A 24,823-nucleotide genomic window follows, 5' to 3' on the forward strand; every position below is an offset into this window, starting at 1 on the left:
ATCTTGCGCGATTCGTTACTTCTTACTTCGCGTTGCTCTTACGGATATCTTCAATTTTCGTTTTCGCTGTTTGAATCGTTTTCTCCAAATCTTGTTTGCCTGTCAAGAACAACTCAACTTGCGTTAGGTATTCTTTTTCTTGTTGCAGCGCGTAAGTTGGAGGAACAACCAGTTTGGTAGCTTTGTTCACTTTCAAAGTAGCAAGCAAAGATTCTTTATCGATCATAGCAACTTGTTCTGGTTTACCGCTTTTCAAAATCGCATCAACGTTTTTCTCAACATCGGCTTTTTTCCATGCGGAGAAGAATAGACCTTGTGTTTGGATACCTTCTGTTGTGTACCATTTCACGAAGTCATAAGCTGCTTGTTTGTTTTTGGAGTTCGCAGCTACACCCATGAAGTCAGCGCCTACTTCTGTCAGACCGTTTGGATCTTTAGCGTCAAACTTCGGATATGGAGCAAACACCGTCTTGAATTTCGCGTTCAGGGAAAGCTCGCCAACCATCCAGTTACCTGTTGCTAGCATAGCTGTTTTACCGCCGTAGAATACATCACGGTAAGCCATTTTTTGCGATACAACTTCGAAGTAAGGTACGGATGTTTTATCTACGTTCTCCATTTTGTTTCTAAGGTCAAGGGAGTAACGAACTTTCGGATTGTCGATATTTTGCGTACCATCAGATTTCACCAAGTACGGGTTCTCCATGTCATTGTTCAGACCAAGCAACGCGTAGTCTTTCCAGTTATGGAAGTAGGAACCGTAAGCTTTCGAAGCACCTTCACCTTTGGTCAACTTCTTAGCGTATTCTGCATATTGATCCCAAGTCCATTCTGTTGGAACAGGAAGTTTAGCTTCATCGAGCTTGTCCTTGTTCAAGAGGACGAACCATTCAATCATTTTACCTGGCAACGCATAATATTTCCCATTAACAATTGGATCAAGCTTGTACTCGTCTTTGACAACAATGTTATCTTTTTTCAGGTAATCATCAAGCGGCTCCAAGATGCCTGCGCCTACACGTTGAGCGAAATCGGATGCGCTGGAATACATCACAACGTCCATTTGCTCGCCGGAAGCAGCCAGAAGGTCAAGTTTTTTCATGCCTTCTTGGGAATCGCCTTTCTCGGACATGCTTTCATAAACGACTTTTACGTTCGGGTGTGTCTTATTGTAAGCCTCAACCGTTGCATTCCAGTTCCCTTGCGCTTCTGTGTACCAACCTTGCACTTTAATTGTAACAGGAGCTTTCGATCCGCCCGCAGCACCGCTATCTGCAGCAGGTGTTTCCGCTTTATTACCGCAGCCTGCAAGTGCAGCACTGATAGCAAGTACACCGCTTAATACTAGTAAACTCTTTTTCATAGGAACCCCTCCAAGTGAGCTTTGATTTGTGTGAAAACCTTTACATGACCGATCGTAACAAACTTCCATGGAGCGCACGAGGCACTATTTTAACCTCATGCACTCTTATTTTGACTTTTTGGATTAACCCTTCACGCCGCCCATCGAAATTCCTTCGATAACCTGCTTTTGTCCAATGATGAAGATGATCAGTAATGGAACGATGGCCGATACCGATGCAGCCATGATTAGCGAGTAGAACTCACCGTTCAAATCAGCGAAAGACCGGATACCTAGAGGAAGTGTGAACAAGTCTTTTGTTCTTAGGAAAATCAACGGGTTCTGGTAATCGTTCCATGTCCAGATGAAACGCAGGATCGCATACGTAGCAATCGCCGGGCGCACAAGCGGTGTACAAATCGACCAGAAAATTCTTAGATGTCCCGCACCGTCCATCCGGGCTGACTCCATATACTCATCGTGAATACCGAGATAGAACTGACGAAGCATAAATGTTCCGAGAACAGAGAATGAACCTAACAGAATCAAACCAAAGTGACTGTCGAACAACCCGATCCAACGGAAAAGCAAGAACTGCGGAACGAGAATGGCTTGGCTCGGGATCATATAGATCGCCAGGATAAGCACGAAGAGCGCATTACGACCGCGGAATTTGATTTTTGAGAAGGCGTAAGCAGCCATAGAAGAAAGTAAGACGGATAGTGCCGTAGTTAATACCGAAACCTTAATGGAATTCCAATAGTATAATGAAAACTTAGTTTCCCATACTGTTTTATAATTTTCAATGACATTCCAATGTTTAGGGATCCACTGAATCGGATAAGCGAACACGTCGGCTTCCGGCTTCATGGAAGCGGAGATCATCCAGAGGAACGGCGACATGAATAGTATGCCAATGACAAGCATGAGTAATGTAAGAACTATTTTTTTAAACTTTTGATTCTTGTCCATCGTGGTATTCCTCCTTCTCTTAGTAGTTCACCCATCTACGTTGTCCGAGCCATTGTACAAGTGTAATCAGAAGCACAAGGAGCAGAAGTACAATTGCCATTGCGGAGGCGTAACCGGATTGCAGGTTAACAAAGGCTGTTTCGTATAGACGATAAACGACTACAGTCGTGGAGTTCGCAGGCCCGCCGCCTGTAAGGACGGAAATAACATCAAACGCTTTAAAGGTACCGATAATCCCCGTTACTAGCAGGAAGAAAGTTGTTGGCGATAAAAGAGGCACCGTGATGCTCATAAGCTGTCTGAACTTGGAAGCACCATCGATATCCGCTGCCTCATACAGATCTTTGGGAATGGACTGCAAGCCAGCCATGAAAATAATCATGTTATATCCGATAGAGATCCAAATCATAAGACCCATTACACAATACAAAGCGACATCCGGGTCAGCCAACCATTTTGGCGGATTCGCAACGCCCAGATCCATCAAAATTTGGTTAAGTGGACCATACGTCGGGTGAAATAACACCTGAAACACGATCGCTACCGCAACTACGCTAGAAATATAAGGGATAAAATAAATAACCTTGAAGAAATCTTTTAAATAGATTTTTTTATCGATGACGACTGCTAGAAGCAGCGAGATGATGAGCGTTAAAGGAACGACAATCATTAATATCATGTTGTTCTTCAGGGATAACAAGAAGACGGAATCGTGCACAAGCTTGATAAAGTTATCTAAGCCGAGAAATTTCACTTTGGAAAAACCGGCAACAAAGTTCCAATCCGTGAAGCTGAGGAAGAAGGACGCAATAATTGGAAATAAAGTAAAAACAAATAGTCCGAGTACCATCGGTGCAACGAAGGCATATCCGATCAGGTCCTCACGTATTTGTGCCATCGAACTTCTCCGTTTCACTTTCGCATTGGAAAGGGTGCTCGAATGTGTATGTGTATTGTTGGCCATATGATTATTCACCCCATGTGTTGTGTTTCCTATAGTCTACCCTGCGGAGGACAGGTCGGGTAAGTCAAATAATTTACTCGTTTGAGTAAAATTTTAACCTTCAATGAACACTGGAGCCCCCTCTGATGGACGAAAAAAATCCGCTAAGCCGTGATGATGGCCTACCGGATATTCTCCCCTTACTTATTTGCTTCATGCACTTTCAGGAGTTTCCCCTTGATCGTTGTGTTCTTCATGACTTTGAGCACCATCGGTCCTTTGCCGTTCAGTATATCCACATACGAAACGTTGTCTTGAATCGTAATGATGCCGATATCTTCTGCGCTCACGCCCTCAATTTTGGCTAACGTTCCCACGAAGTCCACCGCTCTGATCTTTTTCTTTTTCCCGCCGTTAAAATAGAGCTTCATGATCCCTTTGTTCAATTGGTCGCTTCTATCTCTCTTGATAACCGGCGTCGCTTGCATTTTCCGCTCAAAAGCCGGCATACCCTGGGCAACTTCCTCTTCCGTAGGAGCTTCTCTGCGCGGGATCTCGAATCCAAGATATTCTTCGATCTCAGGGATAAATTTCATTTCATTCGGAGTAACGAAGGTGATGGCTTTGCCTGTTTTGCCTGCTCGTCCGGTTCTTCCGATCCGATGCACATAACTTTCCTTCTCCATCGGCAGGTCATAGTTAATGACGTGAGTAATATCCTCCACATCAATCCCCCGCGCCGCAACATCCGTTGCCACCAGGAAACGGAACTCGCCTCTTTTGAATGCGTTCATAACCAGGAAGCGATCATCCTGCACCATGCCTCCATGAATTTTGTCGCACGGATAGTCAAGAAGATCCAACTCCCGGAAGACATCATCCACATGTTCTTGCGTCCTGCAGAAAATAATGCAATTCTCCGGATTCTCCGTCACGAAGACATCCTTAAGCACATTAAATTTCTCTGTTTCTTTCACGGTAATTAGCGCATGTTCAATCTGAACCTTGGCCGCCTCCGGTGTTTGAATTTCAATATCTATCGGTTCCTTCATATATTGATGGCATAACTGTTCCACGTCCTGCGGGAGTGTCGCTGAGAACAGCATCGTCATGCGGGCCGTCGGAACCTCATCAATGATCGCTCCCACCTGCTCTATGAAGCCCATCCGCAGCATCTCATCCGCTTCATCGATGACGAGCATCTTGACCTTCTCCAAATCCAATGTGCCCTTCTGAATATGATCCAGCACACGTCCCGGTGTGCCTACCACGACATGGCACTTCTGGTGAAGCTCCAGCTTCTGTTTGGCAAAGGGCTGTTTGCCATATAGCGCTACCGCTTTAATCCGTTTGAACCGCCCAATGTTCGTGATATCCTGCTTCACCTGGTCCGCCAGTTCTCGCGTCGGTGTCAGAATGAGTGCCTGCGGCCGGTTCTCTTCCCATTCTACGAGCTCACAAATCGGGATCCCGAAAGCCGCCGTCTTCCCGCTTCCCGTACGCGACTTCACTGTGAGATCCTTCTCCTGAAGCGCGATGGGAATCACTTCGTGCTGCACGTCCGTCGGCTGCTCATACCCCAAGCTCTGCAATGCCCGGACGATATCCTCACTCAATTGATAATCTGTAAAACTTCTTAATGCCACTAAATAACTCCCCTTTAGTTCACTTTCCTCCAACTATCTCATAAACGTACCAAAAAAACCATCGGGGGCGGCAATCCGCGCCAAAACGGATGGTTTTTTAACCAAACCAACGTCAACTCCGGATAAAGAAAAAGAAGCCACCGCGGCAGCTTCTTCCTTGTTCCATCTTTTATTCGGTTACTTCTTTAAAAGCTCGCACAGCTTGCTCCAGCTTGGCAAAATTCTCCTGATTATCCGGAAGAGCTTTATCGGAACGAATGGCTTGCAGCACATGAAGCAGCAGATATTCGGGCATATTCGGATCAGGGGAGTTAGCGGTTAATGCCACGATCAGCTGCAGCTCAGGGACAACAAAAATACGTCTTCCGCTCGAACCAGACGCGTAGAACATGTCGTATTGCTTTTTACTTCCTTTGACGATTCCTTTGGGCAGCGTCTTGGACCACCATAGCAGTCCGTAGCCTCCCTGCGTTCCATTGCTGTAATTCAGAGTTACTCGCTTTTGCAGGGAATCGCGAATCCAGTTTGGTGGAATAATCGTTTGATCTTCCCATTGGCCTTGTTTCAAATATAAGTAACCAAACTTAGCCATATCTCTCAGCGTTAAAGCCATTGCCCATGCGCCAATGGAGCGATCTTTTCCATCCGAATTCCAGCTCACGTTTGTAATGCCAAGAGGATCGAATAAACGTGACTGGGCATAATCGAACAACGATTGCCCCGTTGCTTTGTGCATTATAGCCGACAACAAATGCGCGTCACCATTGCTATAATTAAACAGGGTACCTGGCTCTGCATATCCAGGGCGATCCAGAATGTACTGCACCCAATCCGCTGAATACATCATCTCGGTTGAGGAGATTTCATTCGTATTATCCCAATTCAGGCCGGACGTCATGCTCAGCAAATGTCTGATTGTCATTTTGGATTTCAAAGGATCATTGGCAAGTTCAGGGAAAAAATCGCGAACCTTTTGATCCAAACTGATCAGCTTCCGTTCAGCTAAAGCAATACCAACCAGTGCTGATGTTACACTTTTGGTGACCGACTTCACATCTTGAGGTATATCCTCTTGTGTACAACTATTATAAGCTTCTGCAACTAAATGGCCGTTTCGAACGACTGCGATGCTGCATACCTGTTGACTGCTGAACATTTCAACTGTCTTAGCTAGCGTACCCGAGAACATCCCTTGCGCTTCCGGCGTGCTCGTTCTCCAGCCTGTAGTTGGCCAATACGCGGTAGATTCTTTGTCATTCGTTTGGAATGGCGATATGGTATTGTTACCCGAATGTAACGTTTTTTCTTGGGTTCCGGACATCTCTATCTATCCTTCCAGTATGGTATTAACCCTCTCTCTTTCTATATAGAGTACTACTCAATTATGAAGCAAATATGACGTAAACCTTAATAAAACATTAATAAAAGCTGAAGATTGGATGAAAAAGTAAAGGAATATCCCTCTTATGTTACAATATTCGTAACTATTTCCCTGTCACAGGTTTCATATTGGAGGTTAACATGCTTAAACTCATTTTTTTCATAGGTCCTGCCGGAGCTGGCAAAACAACGCTAGCCAAAGCATATGCCAGTAAACGCGGAGGCGCCTTTCTAGACATGGACACTTTGCTTCGGCCCGCTGCCGTAGCGCTGATGTCACTAGCAGGGAAAGATCCCGAGGATCGGGATTCCCCTTTTTATAAAGAGCATTGCCGAGATCTCGGATACCGCATCACCATGAACGCCGCGCTGGAGAATTTGGCTTTAGGCTTGGACGCCATCGTCATCGGGCCTTTTACCCGCGAAATTAACGATCCGTTGTGGCTGAACCAAGAACTATCTACTATCAACGCAAGTACGGATGATGTCATGGTTAAGGCCGTGTATGTCTACCTTCCATCTGAGGAAGCCTATCACTCGCGCATTAGCGGCAGAGGTTCGGCATTAGACGTTTGGAAATTGGATAACTGGGAACAATTCAGCCCTTCCCTAACTCGTAGTGAAATTCGATGGCCGGTTGGTCCAGCCTCCATTCTCTATCTCGACAATTCTGGACCGTTTACTTCTGAAAAGTTGGAAATGCTCGAAAATTTCATTGACAGAGTGAATTGACACGGTATTTTTGTAAAGTTACATAAATTACTTAATACAACTTTACAAGTGTGCTGATAAAGCTTTACAATTTATACATCATTCACTTTTGCTTAAAGGAGTATTGAGCTAAATGAACGCCAAAACCTCCATGCAAGACATTGCCAATCTGCTCGGCATTTCCAAAAATGCTGTTTCCTTAGCCCTTAATCACAAACCCGGCGTCAGCGAAGAGCTGCGTTCCCGTGTGTTTGAAGCTGCTCAGCAGCTTAAGTACCGGACGGAATCCAAAACGAGGAAAAAGCAGAATCACCTGCTCGTCTTATTTCCTGAATCTGTCCAGAACGATAAAAATTTCTACTACGAAGTATTCTGGTCCATTGAAAAAAGAGCCAAAGAAAACGGCTATACCGCTATCATTAGCGGGGTAACGAAAGATATGGAGCGTCTGTTGATTCTGCCCGATCTGTATCATGAGATTGCGTTTTCTGGCATCCTGATCATTGGCGTCTTTACCCCTACATATGTCGCTAAGCTCAAGGAATTGGAGACTCCGCTTGTCACCGTGGACCATTGCTACGACGGACTACAGCTGGATTCCGTTGTGACAGCGAATGCGGAGGGCGCCTGCAGCATCGTCAGCCACCTGATTCGTAAAGGACACCGGCAAATCGGTTTCATTGGGGCGGGAAGTATGTCCAAAAGCTTCCGTGAGCGCTGGTTCGGATTCACCAATGCTATGTCCGATGCAGGATTAGCAATCGATAGGAGCTTCTGTCTCATCGGACCTCATGAAGCCACAGCTCCGGATGATGAATTAGCTTCGTTCCTGGAAGTTATAAGTGGCCAATCGTCTTGGCCAACCGCTTGGTTTTGCGCCAACGACCGGCTCGCCATTTCGCTGATTCAGCATTTGACCGCCAAAGGCTTTCATGTGCCGGACGCGATGTCCGTCGTCGGCTTTGGCGATATTGAAGCCGCGCAGATGGTCCGGCCCCGTCTCACAACCATTCATGTGCAGCGGGAACAGCTTGCCTTTGAGGCTGTTGATTTGCTGCTGCGCAGGATCGAAAAAGGCGGCGTCCCGTCTAAAATTTCGATATACGGCGAGTTGATTGAGCGGGACTCTTGTGTCAGAGTGAGAGTAGGAGTTTAGGAATTTGCTGGCCTGAGTTGGAGTACCGCATATTCACTGAAGATGCTATAGTATGTATGACGAAGAACGTCCTTGAGCCGCCTGGCTCCGGGGCGTTTTTTTTATTTTATAAGAGGTTGGAGGAGACTATTATTTTGTTGGAATTTGAACAAGCGCATCAGAAATTCTTGGATGATCATCTCACACATCGGTTCGGCGAGCGAAAAGGACGTCTGCTCAGAGGACACAAATACGCGGAGAAGCTGCTGCTCCAAAACGTATGGTGGCCCTTATTCGGCAACTTCGACGACCTGCATCCGGAATACGAAATTTACGATTGGAATCGTAAGTCACAGTTCCTCGACTTTGCTTTTCTCCCGCCGCACGGCCGCTTTGGGATTGAGTGCGACGGTTTTCAAACTCACATTAAAGAAAAGGACCGTGAGGGATTCAGCTATTCGCTTAATCGGGATACTTTCTTGACCGGGATGGGGTGGAAAATGATCCATTTTTCATTCGATGATGTCAAGGATCGCCCGGAAGTTTGTCGAATGCTGCTCCAGTTGGTGGTGGGTCCTCATCTGCTTCGTAGTGCCCCGCCCCCTTCTCTTTCTCCGGATGAAAAAGAGGTGATTCTGCTCGCTATTCGACTAGGCAGACCTATCCGACCTAAGGATCTCATCACGCAGTGCGGGCTCAACTTCCGCACTGCGCGCAAGCGGCTCCAGAACCTGGCTGCCAAGGACATACTCCGCCCAATCGGGCGCGTAACTGTCGTTCGGCAGTACGAGCTGCAGCCGGATGCTTGGCGTCATTTGCTTTAGGGGACTTCGCCTAAAAGACTCCACGCAACCATTCCGGCCTGCTTTCGCTGCCGCAGTTGCCTACGTTGCACTTAGTGCAACGATTTTGGGCAGTTTCCGCTTCCGCGGCTAGCTACGTTGTACTTAGTGCAACGATTTTGGGCAGTTTCCGCTGCCACGGCTAGCTACGTTGCACTTAGTGCAACCATTTTGGGCAGTTTCCGCTTCCGCGGCTAGCTATGTTGCACTTTGTGCAACCATTTCGGGCAGTTTCCGCTGTCACGGCTAGCTACGTTGCACTTTGTGCAACCATTTTGGGCAGTTTCCGCTGCCACGGCTAGCTACGTTGCACTTTGTGCAACCATTTTGGGCAGTTTCCGCTGTCACGGCTAGCTACGTTGCACTTAGTACAACCATTTTCGCCAAAATGCTGCTTTTCAGCGCATTTCCAGCTTCTTCATTGCACTTAGTACAATGAAGGTCAGCTCTTTCCGCAAATGCCCGCTCTATACTGCACATTGTGCAATATAGAGCTGCATTACGTAGCTCGACAGTTGAGGAGAAGCTTCATCTTGCACCTACTGCTGCTCGCTTCTCCCAACGTCAGCTGCTTCGAGTAATACAGCCTACGTTGATGCTGCTGCATCCACTGCCGTGTCTAGCTACGCTGCACTTAGTGCAATCATTTCACGCTACATCCGCTGCCACGACTAGCTACGTTGCACTTTGTGCATTCATTTCACGCTACATTCGCTGCCACGGCTAGCTACGTTGCAGTTTGTGCAACCATTTAACCCAAAAATGCCACTTTTCAGCGCATTTCCAGCTTCTTCATTGCACTTTGTACAATGAAAGTCAGCTCTTTCCGCAAAATGCCCGCTCTATACTGCACATCGTGCAATACAAAGCTGCATTTGCGCAGCTCAGCAACCTGCACTTCACTTCGTGCGTCCCGCTCCCCTCGCCACGCCGTTCATAACGAACAACCCGAAATAATCCCATGTCATATTGTTAAATTAACCTACAAGTTATACAATAAACAAAAACATTAAAGATTGAGGTTCCTTTTATGCAAATTGAAGTTTCCACCAAAAATATGGCTTTTCTCGAATGTTTCTCCTCCGAAACGCGCGTGAAAATGATCGAGCTGCTCGGGCAGGAGCCACTCAACATCAAACAACTCTCTCAGAAACTTGATATTTCTTCCGCGATTGTAACCAAACATATTCAGAAGCTTGAGCTAGCCGGCATCATCACCTCCGAGAACACAACCGGTGTCCGCGGCACACAGAAAATATGCCACTTGAAGATCGATCAGGCCGTCCTGCAGTTCAAACCGAAGAAGCCGGTCGACCTTCCGACGAATACACTTGCCATCCCAATCGGCCAATACACCTCTTTCGAGGTGAAGCCAACCTGCGGGCTTGCGTCTCCGACCCAGCTGATCGGCGTGTTGGATGATCCGCGTTATTTTGCCGATCCAGGTCATGTCCATGCGGGGATTCTATGGTTTGCCAGCGGCTATGTGGAGTACCGCATTCCCAACTTCCTTCACAGCAATCAGAAGCTGCGCACATTGGAAATTTCCTTTGAAATTTGCTCCGAAGCTCCGGGATTCAACGAGAACTGGCCTTCCGATATCTCGTTTTACATCAACGACGTCCCCCTCGGCATCTGGACGAGCCCCGGTGATTTCGGCTCCCAACGCGGCGTCTTGACACCGGATTGGTGGAGCAGCAGCAATACGCAGCACGGCCTGCTCAAAGTCATTACGGTCAGCCCCACCGGCTCCTACCTGGACGGCACCAAAATATCCGATACCGCGATACAAGATCTATCCGTCGCCTTCGGCAAGGATATTCAGTTCCGCATCGCATCCTTAGAGAGCTCAGTCAACTGCGGAGGCATCACCTTATTCGGCAAAAACTTCGGCAACTACGCACAGGACATCATCGTCACCATGCATGAGGATAAATAGAAGCTGCAGGCCAAACACCTTTACAAAAGATATATTGTCAAGCGAGGCATCTAAACAAATCACCAAACAGCTGATTTAAAAACACAATAAGTACTTATTGACACCAAACTTGACAAGTTATGAAATCGTGCATTTTTTAGCGAAAAACAGACGTTTTTGAAGGGTAAAAAGAGGGAGAAACCCGCCATTTTAGCCGTTGGCATAAGCCAAACGCATGTCGTCAGCCATCGGGACAAAATGATGGCGGGTCTCAAAAATAGCGCGAAGCATATGCTGAGCATCCTGATGCTGTTGGCTCATCTTCACGTTCTCTTTCAGCTTCGATAAGAGCGATTGATTCGCGATCACTTCCAGCAGCTGGTTTTTCAGCTCTAGTGCATTTTTCACTTCGATCGCGGCCCCTAAGCTGACCAAGTACGCAGCGTTTTCCTGCTCTTGGCCAGGAATCGGCTTATATAACATCATGGGAAGCTCCAACGCCATCGCTTCCGAGATGGTAAGACCGCCCGGCTTCGTGATGATCAGGTCCGATAAAGCCATCAACTCATGGACATGGTCCACGAACCCTGTCACCTTCACGCGATGACGCGTTTTCTCGCCTCCCAGCTCCTCTTCGAGGAGCTGTTTGAGCTTTTCATTGCGCCCGCAGACAAAAACGAACTGCACCGGCTCCGCCAGCTCATCCGACTGCAGCACGGACTTGAACTGCTTGCCGATCAAGCCATGCCCGCCGCCCATGACCAGCACGGTCGGCATCTCGCGATCCAACCCATGCTGATCTCGCAGCTCCGCCCGATCATATGCCTGTGTAAATGGCTTCCGAATCGGAATCCCCGTAACCACAACATGCTCTTCTGGAACACCGTATCGAAGCAGCGCTTGCTTCACATGGTCAGCGCCGACCAGGTAACGATCCGTTCCCGGATGAATCCAATAGCTATGATCCGTATAATCAGTCATGACCGTAACGGTTGGCACCGTCGTGAATCCGTTGCATTTTAAGTAGGACATCGCCGCCGCGGCCCCAGGGAACGTGCACACGACCTCTGTCGGCCCCTCCTCATCCAGCAGCGCCAGCATCCGATCCGTGCTGAATGATTTCATCTTTTTAAACATATGGGAAAAAGTATTATCATCACGCGTCTTGCGGTACAGATAGCCATAGACGGACGGCAGGCTTTTCACCCACTGCATATAGCAGTATTTGCCCACCCCATGCAAGTAAGGATGCGTCCACTCCAAAAAGTCGACCACCTTCACATCTATATCAGGCCTATGCAATCTCGTAGCCTCAAGGATCGCCTGAGCCGCTTTATTATGTCCATCCCCTAAACTGCCTGTCAAAATCAATAATTTCTCTCTGCGTTTCATTGCCTTAATCCTCCTTCGAGATTGCTTTGCTGTGTCCGTACTTTGACTTTGATGCGCGACTCCGTCATCCAGCCTTTTCGCACACGATCCATGGCATAAACAACACCCTCCGCCACGAGGACAGCTCCTACAATATCGAGCAGGACATGCTGTTTCACGAACTGTGTGGAGACGATGATGAGCAGCGATATAGCGGTTACGATAATTTTGTAGCGCGTCGCGACTCGAGTCGTACGCAGGTAGGCTCTCATCATGAGATAAGAGGTCAGTACATGAGTGCTTGGAAAGCAGTTAAAAGGTTGATCCGATCGGTACACCCACGCCACAAGCTGCAGCAAAGGGTCCGTGCCGGTTAGCTCCGGCCGAGGTACAGTCGTTTGATAAATGGCATATATGCCATAACAAATCAGCAATCCAATCACAAATTCAATTAGCGTTCTATAATAATTACGACGATCTTTGTAAGCCAAGTACAGAAACCCGACAAGCAGAAATCCATACCACGATAGATAAGGTACGACAAAACCTTTCACGAAGGGGATTTGCCGATCCAAATCGGTCACCAGGTTGTAAGCCATTCCACCAGCTTGATTCAGCTGAACATAGATCAGACCCACCAACGGGATCAGCAACAATGCGCTGCAGGCCAAACAATAGGACCACCACGATGTTAATCTCACTCCAATTCCTCGCTCTCCTTAACGTTACATCAATGATAAAGGAGAAGCTTTTTTATCTAAACGCTCTAAGGTACTGTCTTTCTTTAGCCAAAAGTCTTGATAAAACCTAGACTAAAGGCTAAGTTCTACGTGACCGTGATCCTCTTGCCCATCTAAGTATCACACACTCATAAAATGTATATCATATGTATATACATGGTAATGGAGGTGAGCTATAATTGACTCATAAAAAAGGAGAGGAGCAGTTCCTAATGACGACAGTCACCGTCAGCAAGTGGGGCAACAGCAGCGCGATCCGAATTCCGAACCAGTTCTTAAAGCAGCTCAACTTGAAAGATGGCGCAGAACTTCAGATCCTTCTGACATCAGATAATGAAATTCTCCTTCGCCCTTCCGTAGATCCTGATGAATCAAACGCAGAATTAAAGTCTCACATGAAAATGCTGCTTTCAAAAATAAAACCCGAATCACCGCGGCACGAAGAAGTGGATCTTGGGATTGAAGGAGACGAATTAATTTGACCACGCCATCACGCGGCGATCTGGTTTGGCTGGATTTCGACCCGCAAGCAGGGCGAGAGCAAGCTGGACGCCGGCCCGCTATCGTACTTTCCGAATTAGAATTCAATGCACTTACTGGTTTTGCACTTGTATGTCCTATTACCAGCCAGTCAAAAGACTACTCTTTTGAGGTAACCCTGCCAGACAACCTCCCCTTCTCCGGCGTCGTTCTCACTGATCAAATGAAAAGTTTAGATGTAAAAAAGCGAAAAATTAACATTGTCGGCAGCCTCCCTGTCGATTCCGTTCCTATGAGAGAGATTCTTCGCAATACTCGTTCCATTTTGGCATAACAAAAACCCAAGGCATCGCCTCAGGTTCTCGTGTCTCTTGCTATCCATTCTTTCCGTTTCTCCACTTCGTAAACCGTACTCCAGCATATATCACAGCACTCAACACGCACATTAAAGTTATAGGGAGCACCCAATGCGTCGGTACAGTCTCCTTTACCACAGCGGCTTTGAGGGGAATCTCTTTCGATTGGAGAAAACTAAGCTCTTGCACAGCATTTTCTACCGGCTTCGTTGGCGAGCACAGCGGATTCTCCCAATCCCCTTCTTTCTTTTTTAAAAAGAACAAATACGATTTCCCGCGCTCACTCGTCCCCCAGGTGAAATCCTCCGCCACCGAAATGTTTCGATCCTCCATCCCCTTGAAGCTCGTCAATACCGTTAACTTCAGTTCTTTGCTGTTCCTTTTAGTGATGACCTGGTCCACGTTCGCTACAATAACTGCATCGTAAAGTTCATAACTCTTTTCAATGGAAGGCGGCATCGCGCAAGATAGCGCAAAAGCATGGGCAGGCACGAAAGCGGTCCAAACAACCAAGATGATGATCAGCATTCTTATTCTCATATCAGCACCGTCCTCTATCATCAAAGACGGATCAAAACGTTCATTGTTTCACAGAATGAGGAAATATTTTCAAGAAATTAACTTCGTCATCTTCGCCTTTTCAGCTACGCGCTTCGTATAGCCGCTCAGCGGTTTTTTCAGCGCTAATGCCACTACATAGCAAACCAAGATAAACACACACAGACAGAGGACGTCTTTCAGCACCACCCAAAACAGCATCCCCCCGACGGCCTCGCGCATCACCCCAACCGCATAAGTAAACGGTACAAACGGATTCAGCTTTTGAAAAAAAGGCGAAGCCGTGCTCACCGGGAACGTCCCTCCCGAGCTCGAAAATTGCAGCACGAGAAAAATAATGGCGATACCTTTGCCGATGTTGCCAAAAACAGAGACCAAAGTGTACGTGATGGTAATAAACACAACGCTTATTAACAACGCAAAAATAACAAACCAAATCTTATCCACAACATATGTACCCAATATAAAAATATCCCCAAGGGTGACAATTAACGCTTGAAACAATCCAACGGTCAAGAAGATCATCATCCGTCCAAAATAAATATGATGCGTCTTGTACACACCGTCCAAGTTATCCACATCTACTCTCATCAAAGACACAAGCAGCATAGCGCCCACCCACAACGAAAGCGTTGTGTAAAAAGGCGACATCGCCGATCCATAGTTCGGAATGGGAAATCTTTTGTCCTCTTTGATCAGCACCGGATTAGAGAGAAAATCGCTTTGCTTCTGAATGTCATTCTGAAGTAAACGAAGAACCTCGTCGACGCTGCCGCTTCCTTGCACTTTACGGATCTGGTCCGCTGCCTTGTGGACAGCCTCTTCGAAGGCCGGCAGATCGCTGCGCACAAGATTAGCCGCCAGATGAACGGCATCCTCCACTTCGGGCAGCTTCGTCTGGTATAGATCCGCCACTTTGCGGATTTCTTCCTCCGCCGCAGGCAAGTCGTTGCGTATAAAATCCGCTGCCGTATGCAACTTCTGCTCAACTCGCGGCAGGTCGTTGCGGATGAACGGAGCCGCCTCATTGATGCCGGTGGTGAACGCATCCAGCTTGCTTTGAAGCGTCGATGACGCTTCGTGCACCTTCGCCCGGATGTCCGGAAGCTCCTTCTGCAGGGTATCGAGCTGTGTCTGGGCGAAATGGATGCCGTTTTGAGCATCCGTCAAAATCCCTTTGATATTGGGCAGCTGCGTCTTCAATGTTTGAAGTGCGCTTCCTGCATTTTGGGCGACGCTCAGTATTTGCCCAAAGGCTTTCGTCATATTCGGCACGATCTCCGAATCATATCTGGCCAGAATGCTGCCCAGCGAGCTGCTTGCCTCTTTGGACAACTTGTTCAAGTTATCCACGATGTCTTTTGCCGGCTTTTCACCGCGTCCGATGGCCGTTTGCAGTTTATTCAGGGCTTGAATTTGATTAGCCATATTCGTTCGAAGAGCCGTTAACCGTGAGATGGTATCCGCAAACGGGTTATTCGGCAAACTCGCGTTCAAACGCGTGAACACATCTATCGTGTTATCCAGCACAGCCGCGCCAGACGTGAGCCGTTCGGACAAAAAGCCTATAGCCGCCAGCGATTTTTGCGGGTCGATATTGACATCCTGCAGCACTCCCGTAAGCTGCGTGACAGCGTCCGCCGTCTGTTGCAGCAGGGTCAGGTTCTGCTTCACCACCGGGATTAAAGTCTGGAATGCTGTCTCATTTTTTTGCAAAAAATTCGTGAGCGCATCAGCGAAAGCCGCTCCCTGCGTCGCAATCGAGTCAATTTTCGGCAGCGTATCCAGCGCAGCGCTAACGATCTCATCAGCTTTGCGGGATTTATCAATGGCGGTATTCAGCACCTCTTCCACTTTGCCGAAATTCTGATCCAGCTCCGCCACCCGACTGGCAGCTTTCTGAATCTCGGGCAGCTTCTGCTGAATAAGCAGCACTTCCTGCGCAACCGCCTGAATCTTCGGCCAGCGTTCTTCAATCTTCAACACGGTATCCGCCGCGCGGTTAATGTCCGGAATTTTCTCTTCGAGTTGGACGATCTTCTGCCCTTTCTCTTTCAGTTCGGGCAGTTTCTGTTCTAACTCCAGCGCCTTTCCACCCATCGTCTCGATTTCAGGCAATCGATTTTCCAACTCCAAAATCTTCGCTTCCATATTGCGAATCGTCGGCAGCTCCTTCTCAAAATCGATGCCGATCTCCTTCATCCGGGTCAGAATCGAGTTGCTCACCGTTTTGATAAAATTCTCACTGATCTGCTGAGAGACACTGGACGCGCCTTTGCTTGTAATTTTGGGCGCAACCGCATTGATTTTCTCATTCACGGTATAGACGATTTCAGGCTTCTGCATCTCGCCATCCACAATACTCGTAATTTTCCGCGAGAAGTCCTCGGGAATAATTAAGCTCGCGTAGTAATCCCCGCGTTCTACCCCGTTCAGCGCCGTTGCTTCATCCACAAAAGTCCAGCCCAGCGTATGATTTTCTTTCAGATTATCCACAACCTCGTTTCCGATGTTAATGGTTTTATCCTCAATTTTCGCCCCTTGATCGTTGCTAGTCACTGCGATTTTGATCCCCGATGTATTGGAATAAGGGTCCCACATCGCCTCTAGGTTAATCCAGGCATACACAGACGGCAATATGGCAAGCGCCACCATGAGGAGCAGGCCTGTAGGCACCCTCCATAAGTTGATTAGATCCGTCCGATAGATGCTGAAAATCTTCTTCATTGACGCCCCACCTATCCCTTCACATTTGGTTATTAATGTAACCTGACAGCCCCTTACGCATACCAAATAGTATCATATATATACGATCTGAGTACATACTCCCATGTGGATAACTTAACCTGTGGATATGTGCACAGAATGCACAAAGCCTTATGCACAGTATGATTTGTGGACATGTTGATACTGTGGGTAATTTTGTGGATAAGTGGGTATAAGGTGTGAATAGCGCGCGAAAAAGAGGGAGGACAGGCGCTGATTGGCGATGAGCACGGAGGAAAAAGCGGATGGGCGCGGCACGTGGTAGAAGGCGAAATGCGTAGGGACGCTGGAGGGATAGGATGAGTGACCAAAGGCGGGCTAAATGAGGGAGGAAGCGTGAGAGGAATGATGGACGGAGCGTGGGAGGAACGACGGAAGAAATGATGGACGAAGCGAGGGAGGAACGACGGAAGGATTGCTGGACGAAGTGCGGGAGGAACGATGGAAGGATTGTTGAACGAAGTGCGGGAGGAACGGTACGAGGGAAACTACGTGGAAATGTCGTGTGAATAGCAGAGCGAAAACTGGGCGAAGCATGGGATAAGCACGGACGATGTGCAGAAATAACTACTAGAATAATGAGTCATTTGAGATTGAAAAAGAGGGAGGGTCCCCCGAGCTAGGCTATCCCCCTCATTTAATATGAAAAGCGCGCATAGTTATGCGCGCTGCTAATACACCAATCATTAAGCTTGTTCAGATGACGGAGCTCCCCCAGCTTCATCGGCCTCGGCCACCATCTGAATACGTGGCAGAAAATGCGACCAGCCTTTCACATGATCCGCAATTTCCGTTGCAGGCAGATCATAGTGCGTGAACTCTAAAAGAGTGCCATTATCTTTAGGTGTTAACTTAAATTCGACAGTGCTTGAGCCTGGAGGGACCACCTTGGAGCGCTCCCACCCCCATGTCATGACGACTTTTTCGTTGGGGGTAATCTCTTTGTACTCACCCAATGCAATGTCACTACCGTTCAAATCGATGCGAAATTTGCCTCCAATGCTCGGATCAAGCAAAACGTTGCGTCCCATCCAACGAACTAATTTATCCGGATCTGTAAAAAACGAGAACAAAGTCTCCGGACGGCATGCGATAAAAATTTCCTTCTTAATGATCTCCCTACTGCTCGTTGTTTCCATGTTTTTTTCTTTCCTCCTCTTCGGCAGCTTCTTTCAGGCGCAATAAGCTATCATCCCAGAAGCTCTCAATGTATTGCATCAACTCGGCGAATCCTTCCCTCCTAATGCCATAGAATCGTTTGGTGCCTGCCCGTCGAACAACGACGAGTCCAGCCTCTTCAAGAACCTTGAGATGCTGTGAAATTGCCGGTGCTGAAATGTCAAAATGCGAAGCAATGGCGCTGGAGGTCAGCTCCTCATCACGGACGAGATGTAAAATATCTCGGCGCCTTGGTTCCGTTATCGCTTGAATGGCTTTATCTATCATATCAATAATTTAGCATACACTTAATTAAGTGTCAACTTAAATAAGTGTGTGCTAAATGAATAAACAGACTCTCTAAGCTCTAAAAAAAGCTATCATGATTAATGTAGACAGGACCTGTCGCTACGACAAAAACCCCTTCGTATGAAGGGGCTTTTAGCCGCTGTAACGTTGTTTTTCATCGCAAGATTAACCAACCATCGCAGTAACACGGACGGACTCCACCTATAGTGACTAACTAGTTAAAGGGCCATAAACCCCACCAATAGTCGCTCAACCACCAACATTTCAAGTAGCTACCATACTGTAACGGACCCAACAGCCGTTATTCTACTCATTTCAGCGAAAATCGAAGTGCTATCGGACTGAGATGACGTTATTCGTTCATTTTATCGATGTTTTAGGCAACTCCACAGCCAATAACGTCACCTGAGTCCGTTAGATTCCCAACCATACACAAAAGGAGCAAATAAGGTCCACTCAGTCCGTTAGCCGACAACCACTGATCACAGAAGATAAACCAACCGTCGCAGTAACACGGACGTGCTCCGCCTATAGTAGCTAACTAGTTAAAGGTCCATAAACCCCACCAATAGTCACTCAACCATCAACATTCCAAGTAGCCACCGTTCTGTAACGGACCCAACAGCCGTTATTCTGCTCATTTCAGCGAAAATCGAAGTGCTATCGGACTAAGATGACGTGTTGCTCAACGATGTAAAACATCGTTATCAGCCTTGCAGCGGCACCACTTGGCGCCACCCGCCAAGCGCTGTCACATCTTCCGCGCCCGCGGCCGCGTAAGCCTCACATACAAAGCCCGGGACCTCCGTGCCGTCCCGGAGCTCAACCTTACCGATCCCCAGCGGTGCTGGGATCGCCGCCACAAAGCCGCCGAATGCCTCCAGCGGCATTTCCCAAACCTCCAGGGCGATCGCTGCGCCGCCCTGCTCCCGCTTCACGAGCCCCGGCTTCGCCGGCGTGGTCGGCAGCTTCACGAGGCTGTACTTCGCCGCGGTTTCATCCTCACGGATGAACCGCGCTCCACAGCCTCGCATCTGCTTCTCCAGCGGGTAGCCGCGCATGTGTAAGCCGCAGACCGCGACGAGCGTCGTCGCCTGCGCTGCCGCTGCACTCACTCCCGCATCAGCGAACACCGATGCGCCTTCGCTCGCGCTAGCAGCCTCGCTTGCCGCGCTCGCCCCAGCCAAGATCAGCTCGGCTGCGCCGCAGATCAAGTTCTCCTCTTCGGCAATCCCGAAGAGGGTAATGCCAAAAGGCGTCAGCGGAGCCGCATCGCCCGCCGGCACGGCAACCGCACACCAATCCAGCAAATTGCAATGATTGGTGTAGCGGCCCATCTCCCGATTCGTCTGAATCGGGTCAGCGAGCACCTGCTCGCGGGTCCATGTGCCCCCGCAGGTAGGCATAACAAGCACCGCACCCTGCAGCAGCTTGCGGGCCTCCAGCTTGAAGCGCTGCAGCTTATGCATCGCTTGAAACACCGACGCTGCGTCATACTCCGCTGCCGAGCCGGAGCGAAGGATCTTCTCCGTAACGGGGTAAGCTACCCCCGGATTCGCTTCAATAAAGCTGCCTAGAGCTGCCCAGCGCTCAGCCACCCACGGCCCTTCATATAAAATCGCCGCCGCTTGGGCAAACATTGTAACATCTACATAGGCGATAGGGAGATTCAACTCTTGCAACTGTTCCACAGCTCTCCCCCATGCCGCTTCATATTCTGCAGCATAAGGCCCGTAGAACCCAAGCGGACCATCCGGAAGCAACAGCGTCTGCGGAAGTTGAGACGCACCTCGACTCACGCTGCGCGACCACGGGTCTTCCGCGTGAAGACCACGCACTACGCTATCTACGGCTAGTGCGTCATCCAAGCTGTGCGCAAAGACGCTTACACAGTCTAAACTCGCACAGGCAGGCACAACCCCTTTGGTTGGCCAAGCGCCGAGACTCGGCTTATAGCCAACCAGCCTGTTCAGCGCTGCCGGCACGCGGCCTGAGCCTGCCGTGTCCGTGCCAAGCGAAAAAGCCGCTTGGCCACGAGCAACGGCGACGGCGGAGCCTGAGCTCGAGCCGCCGCTGATCAATTCGGGACGCAGCGCATTGTGCGCGTCGCCGTAAGGGCTTCGCGCGCCTACGAGCCCAGTCGCGAACTGATCCAAGTTCGTTTTGCCGACCGGGATTGCTCCTGCGGCAATCAATCTTTCCACAACGCCCGCGTGCTCTGATGGCGTATAAGCATACTCCTCGCAGCCTGCCGTCGTCGGCACCCCCGCTAGATCAATGTTATCCTTGATCGCAAAAGGAATCCCCCACAGCGGAGCATCCGCCGGATTCCGCTCAGCCAGCGCATCCAAATAGGGTTGAATGAGCGCCATAGAAGGCGGCGTAATCCAAAGATTCATGCCCGCGTCGTCCGCTGCGCGCTGTACAATAGCCGCCATGACCTCATGCGGAGTCAATTCTTCTTTACTATATTTATCCTGAAGCCAAGAAATCGCAAGTTCTAGAGGAAGCTCCTTATCAACGCCATTCTCCCTAATCTTTGTCATCTACAAACACCTCTCCTTAAGCAGATTGGGCAATTCCAAGAATAAGCTGACCAGCATGAACTTGATCGCCTGGCTTCACTTGAATCATCGAGACATAACCGTCGCAAGGAGCGTGCTGCGGGAATTCCATTTTCATACTCTCGAGAATGGCTAATTGATCCCCCTTCTTCACTTGCTCACCTGGTGAAACAAGCACTTTCCACACGGATCCAGGCATAATTCCACGAACAGCGACTGTACCTGCCGGCAGTTCATCCTCGGGTTGTTCACTTGCCGTTTCCTGCTCAGATACGTACTCCGCCAAGCCTTTCGCCTTCCAGCTCTCCCGCTCTTCGTTGAACGCGATCTGTTGCTGCTCCCGGAACGTTGCTGCACTTTCTTCAATAGAGCTCAGGAATTGCAAATATTCACCTAAATCAAAAGTCGTCTCCTGAATGTCCGCTTCATAACGGCCACGCGGGAAATCTTCACGAAGCTGAAGCAGCTCCTCGGCACTCACTTCATAAAACTGAATTTGATCAAAAAATCTCAGCAACCACGGCTTACCAGCCTTAAAACTCTCCGTCGAACGCAGCCGATTCCACATCTGAATCGTACGACCGACGAATTGATAGCCGCCAGGGCCTTCCATTCCATACACACACATGTAGGCTCCGCCAATGCCTACTGCATTTTCAGGCGTCCACGTGCGTGCTGGATTATATTTCGTCGTTACTAGGCGGTGACGCGGGTCAACTGGTGTGGCTACAGGAGCACCCAAGTAGACATCCCCTAAACCAAGTACCAAGTAATTGGCATCAAAAACAATCTTTTTCACTTCTTCAATCGAATCTAATCCATTAATGCGTTGGATAAATTCCAGGTTGCTAGGACACCATGGAGCATCAGGCCGAACTCCTTGTTGGTAACGTTGAATGGCCAGCTGAGTCGCAGGGTCGTCCCACGAAAGCGGCAATCGCACAATACGTGATGGCACGCGGAATTCTTCAAGCGGTGGCAGGGCAGCGTCGATTTCTACAACTTTTGCACATGCCTCACTCACGGTGATTCGGGTCGGGTCAATATGAATTTGCAAGGAGCGAATACCCGGCGTCAGATCCAGCACCGGTATCGAGCCGCTATCCACGATCGCTTGCATCAGAGCCTGCACTTGGAAGCGCAGCAGCAAATCCAGCTCGAGCTCGCCGTATTCCACGAGCAAATTTTGATCGCCACAGCAGCGGATCGTAATTGGGAATCTGCGATTCGCTGTTTCATGGAAAAGCCGCGGATACTCTGGCGTAATCTCCTTATTCACAGCAGGCAATGCCGCACGGGTAAGCCGCTCAAAATCCCCCTCGCCAATAGCTCGCAAATTCCCCTCCTGCCCCTCACGCAAAACCTCCGCTTCTTGAAGCGTCAGCAGGTGGAACCGGATCGAATCACCTGGGTGCAATTGCCCAAGCTTCCAAAACTCCGCCGAAGCCGTCGTTACCGGACAAACGAAACCACCGAGACTCGGCCCATCCGGCCCCAGCAAGATCGGCATATCCCCCGTCAAATCCAACGTGCCGATTGCATAGGCATTATCGTGAATGTTGGATGGATGAAGCCCCGCTTCACCCCCATCTTCCCGCGTCCAAAGCGGAGCCGGCCCCTTCAAACGAACGCCTGTTCTTGAAGAGTTAAAATGCACTTCCCAGCTTGTTTCCGTCAACTGCTCCAAGTACTCCGCCCGCAGGAACTCTCCTGTACAATGTGGTCCAGGAATGACGCCAATCGTCCATTCCCGTGTCATTTGCGGACGGTGCTGCACAGCAAGCTCAGCCGTTTCTTGGACAGGGCTTCCGCCTGCGTTCACACCAAGCACATCGCCTGTGCGCAGCGCGCGACCACCATGACCGCCGAAGCCGCCCAGCGTAAAGGTCGAAGAGCTGCCGAGAATTTTCGGCATATCGAAGCCCCCGCTGACCAATAGATAAGCCCGCATCCCTTCTTTGGCCTCGCCGAAGCTCAGCACTTGCCCCCGAGCTGCGAATACCGGCTTATAGAGCGTGACAGCTTCCCCATCCAACTCCGCCTGCATATCCGCGCCGGTGACGCAGAACCACAAATCGCTGCGGAACTTGTATGAACCTCCGCGCAGCGTCATTTCAAGCCCGGGGGCGTCGTCCGCATTGCCGAGCAGCTTGTTGCCGATCCGGAACGAGAACGGGTCCATCGGCCCGCACGGCGGCACGCCCACATCCCAATGGCTGATGCGCCCAGGGAAGTCCTGCACGGTAGTTTGGATGCCGCCATCTACGACTTCCAACGCCTTTTCAACAGGCTCGAATCTATTTAACAGCTGCGTGAAGACGTTGCCGTCTACGCAATCTTGTTCTTGCAGAAGCGCCTGCAAATATTGCAGGTTCGTAGTAATGCCATACATGCGCGTCTCGGACAATGCCTCGATCAGCTTCCGAATCGCGTCCATACGATCTGTACCGTGGACAATGATTTTAGCCAGCATCGGATCATATAAGGTGGTGACCGTTAAGCCGTCCCTCACCCATGTCTCATTCCGCGCCCCAGCCGAAAATACCGCCTGATCCAACTGCCCCGCGCTCGGCCGGAACTGCTGCAAGCAATCCTCCGCGTAAATCCGCGCTTGCATGCTGTGACCGATCGGCTTACGAATGAGCGACTGAATATCAGTCAGCTCATTTGCCGCTTCACGCACCATCCATTCAACAAGGTCAACTCCTAGCACTTCTTCCGTCACACCGTGCTCGACCTGAAGTCGCGTGTTCACTTCCAAGAAGTAAAACTCGCACGTTTCCGGGTCATACAAGTATTCCACCGTGCCTGCGCTGCGGTAGCCAACTTCAGCCGCCAGACGCTTAGCCGAAGCAAACATCGCTTCACGCACATCGTCCGATAAATTCGGAGCCGGGCTCTCCTCAATAACCTTCTGGTTGCGGCGTTGGATGGAACAATCGCGCTCGCCAAGCGTAACGACTTCTCCGAAGTTATTGCCGAAAATTTGCACCTCGACATGGCGCGCTCTGGCGATATATTTCTCAAGGAACATGCCGCCGTTTTTAAAATTCGTCTCAGCCAAATGGCGCACGCCATCGTAAGCGGCCCTCAATGCCGCCTCATCCGCACAGACGCGCATGCCAATGCCGCCGCCTCCCGCTGTGCTTTTGAGAATCACCGGATAACCAATCCGCGCAGCTTCCGCAAGCGCAGTTTCAAGCTCCGTGATTAGCGGCGTTCCCGGCAGCATCGGGACACCGGCTTTTTCCGCGATTTCGCGCGCCGAGTGCTTAAGCCCGAACATCTCCATTTGTTCCGGTGTAGGTCCGATGAACACAATCCCCTGATCGCGACATGCACGGGCAAAATCCGCATTTTCACTCAGAAAACCATAGCCGGGATGGATCGCTTCGGCACCGGTTTCCAGCGCTGTTTTCAGAATCAACTCTGTATTCAAATAGCTTTCCTTCGCCGGCCCTTCGCCGATCAGAACAGCTTCATCCGCCCCATCCACATGCAGGCTATCCTGGTCTGCTCCTGTATAAACAGCAACCGATGCCACTCCAAGCTTGCGCAGTGTGCGCTCAATGCGTACAGCGATGGCCCCACGATTAGCAATAAGTACTTTTGTAAACATCGTATCCACACCC

Annotated in this window: 19 protein-coding genes; 6 read left to right on the top strand and 13 right to left on the bottom strand. The window is 49.4% G+C overall.

Going from position 1 to position 24,823, the window contains the following annotated elements; genetic code table 11:
• Positions 1 to 22: 22 nt before the first annotated feature.
• The 5 genes from ACKTT9_RS35750 to ACKTT9_RS35770 all read right to left on the bottom strand — a co-directional run bounded on the left by ACKTT9_RS35750 (position 23) and on the right by ACKTT9_RS35770 (position 6,224).
• Positions 23 to 1,363, bottom strand: a complete 1,341-nt coding sequence (locus tag ACKTT9_RS35750) for an ABC transporter substrate-binding protein (protein ID WP_407869742.1) — start codon at positions 1,361 to 1,363, stop codon at positions 23 to 25.
• Between the two features lie 123 nt (positions 1,364 to 1,486).
• On the bottom strand, positions 1,487 to 2,314 hold the full coding sequence (locus ACKTT9_RS35755) for a carbohydrate ABC transporter permease (RefSeq protein WP_157324094.1): 828 nt from the start codon (positions 2,312 to 2,314) through the stop codon (positions 1,487 to 1,489).
• Between the two features lie 19 nt (positions 2,315 to 2,333).
• Positions 2,334 to 3,212, bottom strand: a complete 879-nt coding sequence (locus ACKTT9_RS35760; RefSeq protein WP_407869743.1) for a carbohydrate ABC transporter permease — start codon at positions 3,210 to 3,212, stop codon at positions 2,334 to 2,336.
• 245 nt (positions 3,213 to 3,457) lie between these two features.
• The gene (locus ACKTT9_RS35765; RefSeq protein WP_407869744.1) at positions 3,458 to 4,903 is read right to left on the bottom strand and encodes a DEAD/DEAH box helicase; all 1,446 of its coding nucleotides are present in this window, start codon (positions 4,901 to 4,903) and stop codon (positions 3,458 to 3,460) included.
• Between the two features lie 169 nt (positions 4,904 to 5,072).
• The gene (locus ACKTT9_RS35770; protein ID WP_407869745.1) at positions 5,073 to 6,224 is read right to left on the bottom strand and encodes a serine hydrolase domain-containing protein; all 1,152 of its coding nucleotides are present in this window, start codon (positions 6,222 to 6,224) and stop codon (positions 5,073 to 5,075) included.
• A 200-nt stretch (positions 6,225 to 6,424) separates the two neighbouring features.
• Here ACKTT9_RS35770 and ACKTT9_RS35775 point away from each other — a divergent pair, with 200 nt between their 5' ends.
• The 4 genes from ACKTT9_RS35775 (at position 6,425) to ACKTT9_RS35790 (ending at position 10,910) form a co-directional block, all read left to right on the top strand.
• Positions 6,425 to 7,015: an AAA family ATPase gene (locus ACKTT9_RS35775; RefSeq protein ID WP_407869746.1), complete on the top strand. Its 591-nt coding sequence runs from the start codon at positions 6,425 to 6,427 to the stop codon at positions 7,013 to 7,015.
• A gap of 112 nt (positions 7,016 to 7,127) precedes the next feature.
• Complete coding sequence (locus ACKTT9_RS35780; RefSeq protein WP_407869747.1) at positions 7,128 to 8,150, top strand: LacI family DNA-binding transcriptional regulator; 1,023 nt, start codon at positions 7,128 to 7,130, stop codon at positions 8,148 to 8,150.
• Between the two features lie 137 nt (positions 8,151 to 8,287).
• Positions 8,288 to 8,953 carry a hypothetical protein gene (locus ACKTT9_RS35785; RefSeq protein WP_407873179.1) on the top strand — a complete coding sequence of 222 codons (666 nt, stop codon included), beginning with the start codon at positions 8,288 to 8,290 and terminating at the stop codon, positions 8,951 to 8,953.
• A gap of 1,048 nt (positions 8,954 to 10,001) precedes the next feature.
• Entirely contained in the window at positions 10,002 to 10,910 is a 909-nt protein-coding gene (locus tag ACKTT9_RS35790; protein WP_407869748.1) for an ArsR/SmtB family transcription factor, read from the top strand.
• Positions 10,911 to 11,099: 189 nt separating this feature from the next.
• Here the strand turns inward: ACKTT9_RS35790 and ACKTT9_RS35795 are convergent, their stop codons facing one another.
• Together ACKTT9_RS35795 and ACKTT9_RS35800 are read right to left on the bottom strand one after the other, a co-directional pair.
• Complete coding sequence (locus tag ACKTT9_RS35795) at positions 11,100 to 12,281, bottom strand: MGDG synthase family glycosyltransferase (protein WP_407869749.1); 1,182 nt, start codon at positions 12,279 to 12,281, stop codon at positions 11,100 to 11,102.
• Positions 12,278 to 12,961, bottom strand: a complete 684-nt coding sequence (locus tag ACKTT9_RS35800; protein ID WP_407869750.1) for a phosphatase PAP2 family protein — start codon at positions 12,959 to 12,961, stop codon at positions 12,278 to 12,280. Before ACKTT9_RS35800 ends, ACKTT9_RS35795 begins: the two co-directional genes overlap by 4 nt.
• 218 nt (positions 12,962 to 13,179) lie before the next feature.
• Here ACKTT9_RS35800 and ACKTT9_RS35805 point away from each other — a divergent pair, with 218 nt between their 5' ends.
• The gene (locus ACKTT9_RS35805; RefSeq protein WP_407869751.1) at positions 13,180 to 13,482 is read left to right on the top strand and encodes an AbrB/MazE/SpoVT family DNA-binding domain-containing protein; all 303 of its coding nucleotides are present in this window, start codon (positions 13,180 to 13,182) and stop codon (positions 13,480 to 13,482) included.
• On the top strand, positions 13,479 to 13,814 hold the full coding sequence (locus tag ACKTT9_RS35810; protein WP_407869752.1) for a type II toxin-antitoxin system PemK/MazF family toxin: 336 nt from the start codon (positions 13,479 to 13,481) through the stop codon (positions 13,812 to 13,814). Before ACKTT9_RS35805 ends, ACKTT9_RS35810 begins: the two co-directional genes overlap by 4 nt.
• Positions 13,815 to 13,854: 40 nt before the next feature.
• Here the strand turns inward: ACKTT9_RS35810 and ACKTT9_RS35815 are convergent, their stop codons facing one another.
• The 6 genes from ACKTT9_RS35815 to uca form a co-directional block, all read right to left on the bottom strand.
• Positions 13,855 to 14,376, bottom strand: coding sequence for a hypothetical protein (locus ACKTT9_RS35815; RefSeq protein ID WP_407869753.1), 522 nt, complete (start codon positions 14,374 to 14,376; stop codon positions 13,855 to 13,857).
• Between the two features lie 69 nt (positions 14,377 to 14,445).
• The gene (locus tag ACKTT9_RS35820) at positions 14,446 to 17,121 is read right to left on the bottom strand and encodes a YhgE/Pip family protein (protein WP_407869754.1); all 2,676 of its coding nucleotides are present in this window, start codon (positions 17,119 to 17,121) and stop codon (positions 14,446 to 14,448) included.
• A 725-nt stretch (positions 17,122 to 17,846) separates the two neighbouring features.
• Positions 17,847 to 18,299, bottom strand: coding sequence for an SRPBCC domain-containing protein (locus ACKTT9_RS35825; RefSeq protein ID WP_407869755.1), 453 nt, complete (start codon positions 18,297 to 18,299; stop codon positions 17,847 to 17,849).
• Positions 18,280 to 18,606, bottom strand: coding sequence for an ArsR/SmtB family transcription factor (locus tag ACKTT9_RS35830; RefSeq protein WP_407869756.1), 327 nt, complete (start codon positions 18,604 to 18,606; stop codon positions 18,280 to 18,282). The genes ACKTT9_RS35825 and ACKTT9_RS35830 overlap by 20 nt, the downstream gene beginning before the upstream one ends.
• Before the next feature lie 728 nt (positions 18,607 to 19,334).
• Positions 19,335 to 21,173 (bottom strand): allophanate hydrolase, encoded by a 1,839-nt coding sequence (atzF, locus tag ACKTT9_RS35835; RefSeq protein ID WP_407869757.1) that lies wholly within the window; start codon positions 21,171 to 21,173, stop codon positions 19,335 to 19,337.
• Positions 21,174 to 21,189: 16 nt separating this feature from the next.
• Positions 21,190 to 24,810, bottom strand: coding sequence for an urea carboxylase (uca, locus tag ACKTT9_RS35840; RefSeq protein WP_407869758.1), 3,621 nt, complete (start codon positions 24,808 to 24,810; stop codon positions 21,190 to 21,192).
• Positions 24,811 to 24,823 lie beyond the last annotated feature (13 nt).

Origin of the sequence: Paenibacillus sp. P36 (assembly GCF_045866505.1) — a bacterium.
GTDB lineage: Bacteria > Bacillota > Bacilli > Paenibacillales > NBRC-103111 > Paenibacillus_E > Paenibacillus_E chondroitinus.

Bases quoted from the DNA above. Each gene is read 5' to 3' on its own strand.
- ACKTT9_RS35750 (WP_407869742.1), bottom strand. From the start codon at position 1,363: ATGAAAAAGAGTTTACTAGTATTAAGCGGTGTACTTGCTATCAGTGCT.
- ACKTT9_RS35755 (WP_157324094.1), bottom strand. From the start codon at position 2,314: ATGGACAAGAATCAAAAGTTTAAAAAAATAGTTCTTACATTACTCATG.
- ACKTT9_RS35760 (WP_407869743.1), bottom strand. From the start codon at position 3,212: ATGGCACAAATACGTGAGGACCTGATCGGATATGCCTTCGTTGCACCG.
- ACKTT9_RS35770 (WP_407869745.1), bottom strand. From the start codon at position 6,224: ATGTCCGGAACCCAAGAAAAAACGTTACATTCGGGTAACAATACCATA.
- ACKTT9_RS35775 (WP_407869746.1), top strand. From the start codon at position 6,425: ATGCTTAAACTCATTTTTTTCATAGGTCCTGCCGGAGCTGGCAAAACA.
- ACKTT9_RS35780 (WP_407869747.1), top strand. From the start codon at position 7,128: ATGAACGCCAAAACCTCCATGCAAGACATTGCCAATCTGCTCGGCATT.
- ACKTT9_RS35790 (WP_407869748.1), top strand. From the start codon at position 10,002: ATGCAAATTGAAGTTTCCACCAAAAATATGGCTTTTCTCGAATGTTTC.
- ACKTT9_RS35795 (WP_407869749.1), bottom strand. From the start codon at position 12,281: ATGAAACGCAGAGAGAAATTATTGATTTTGACAGGCAGTTTAGGGGAT.
- ACKTT9_RS35815 (WP_407869753.1), bottom strand. From the start codon at position 14,376: ATGAGAATAAGAATGCTGATCATCATCTTGGTTGTTTGGACCGCTTTC.
- ACKTT9_RS35820 (WP_407869754.1), bottom strand. From the start codon at position 17,121: ATGAAGAAGATTTTCAGCATCTATCGGACGGATCTAATCAACTTATGG.
- ACKTT9_RS35825 (WP_407869755.1), bottom strand. From the start codon at position 18,299: ATGGAAACAACGAGCAGTAGGGAGATCATTAAGAAGGAAATTTTTATC.
- ACKTT9_RS35830 (WP_407869756.1), bottom strand. From the start codon at position 18,606: ATGATAGATAAAGCCATTCAAGCGATAACGGAACCAAGGCGCCGAGAT.
- atzF (WP_407869757.1), bottom strand. From the start codon at position 21,173: ATGACAAAGATTAGGGAGAATGGCGTTGATAAGGAGCTTCCTCTAGAA.
- uca (WP_407869758.1), bottom strand. From the start codon at position 24,810: ATGTTTACAAAAGTACTTATTGCTAATCGTGGGGCCATCGCTGTACGC.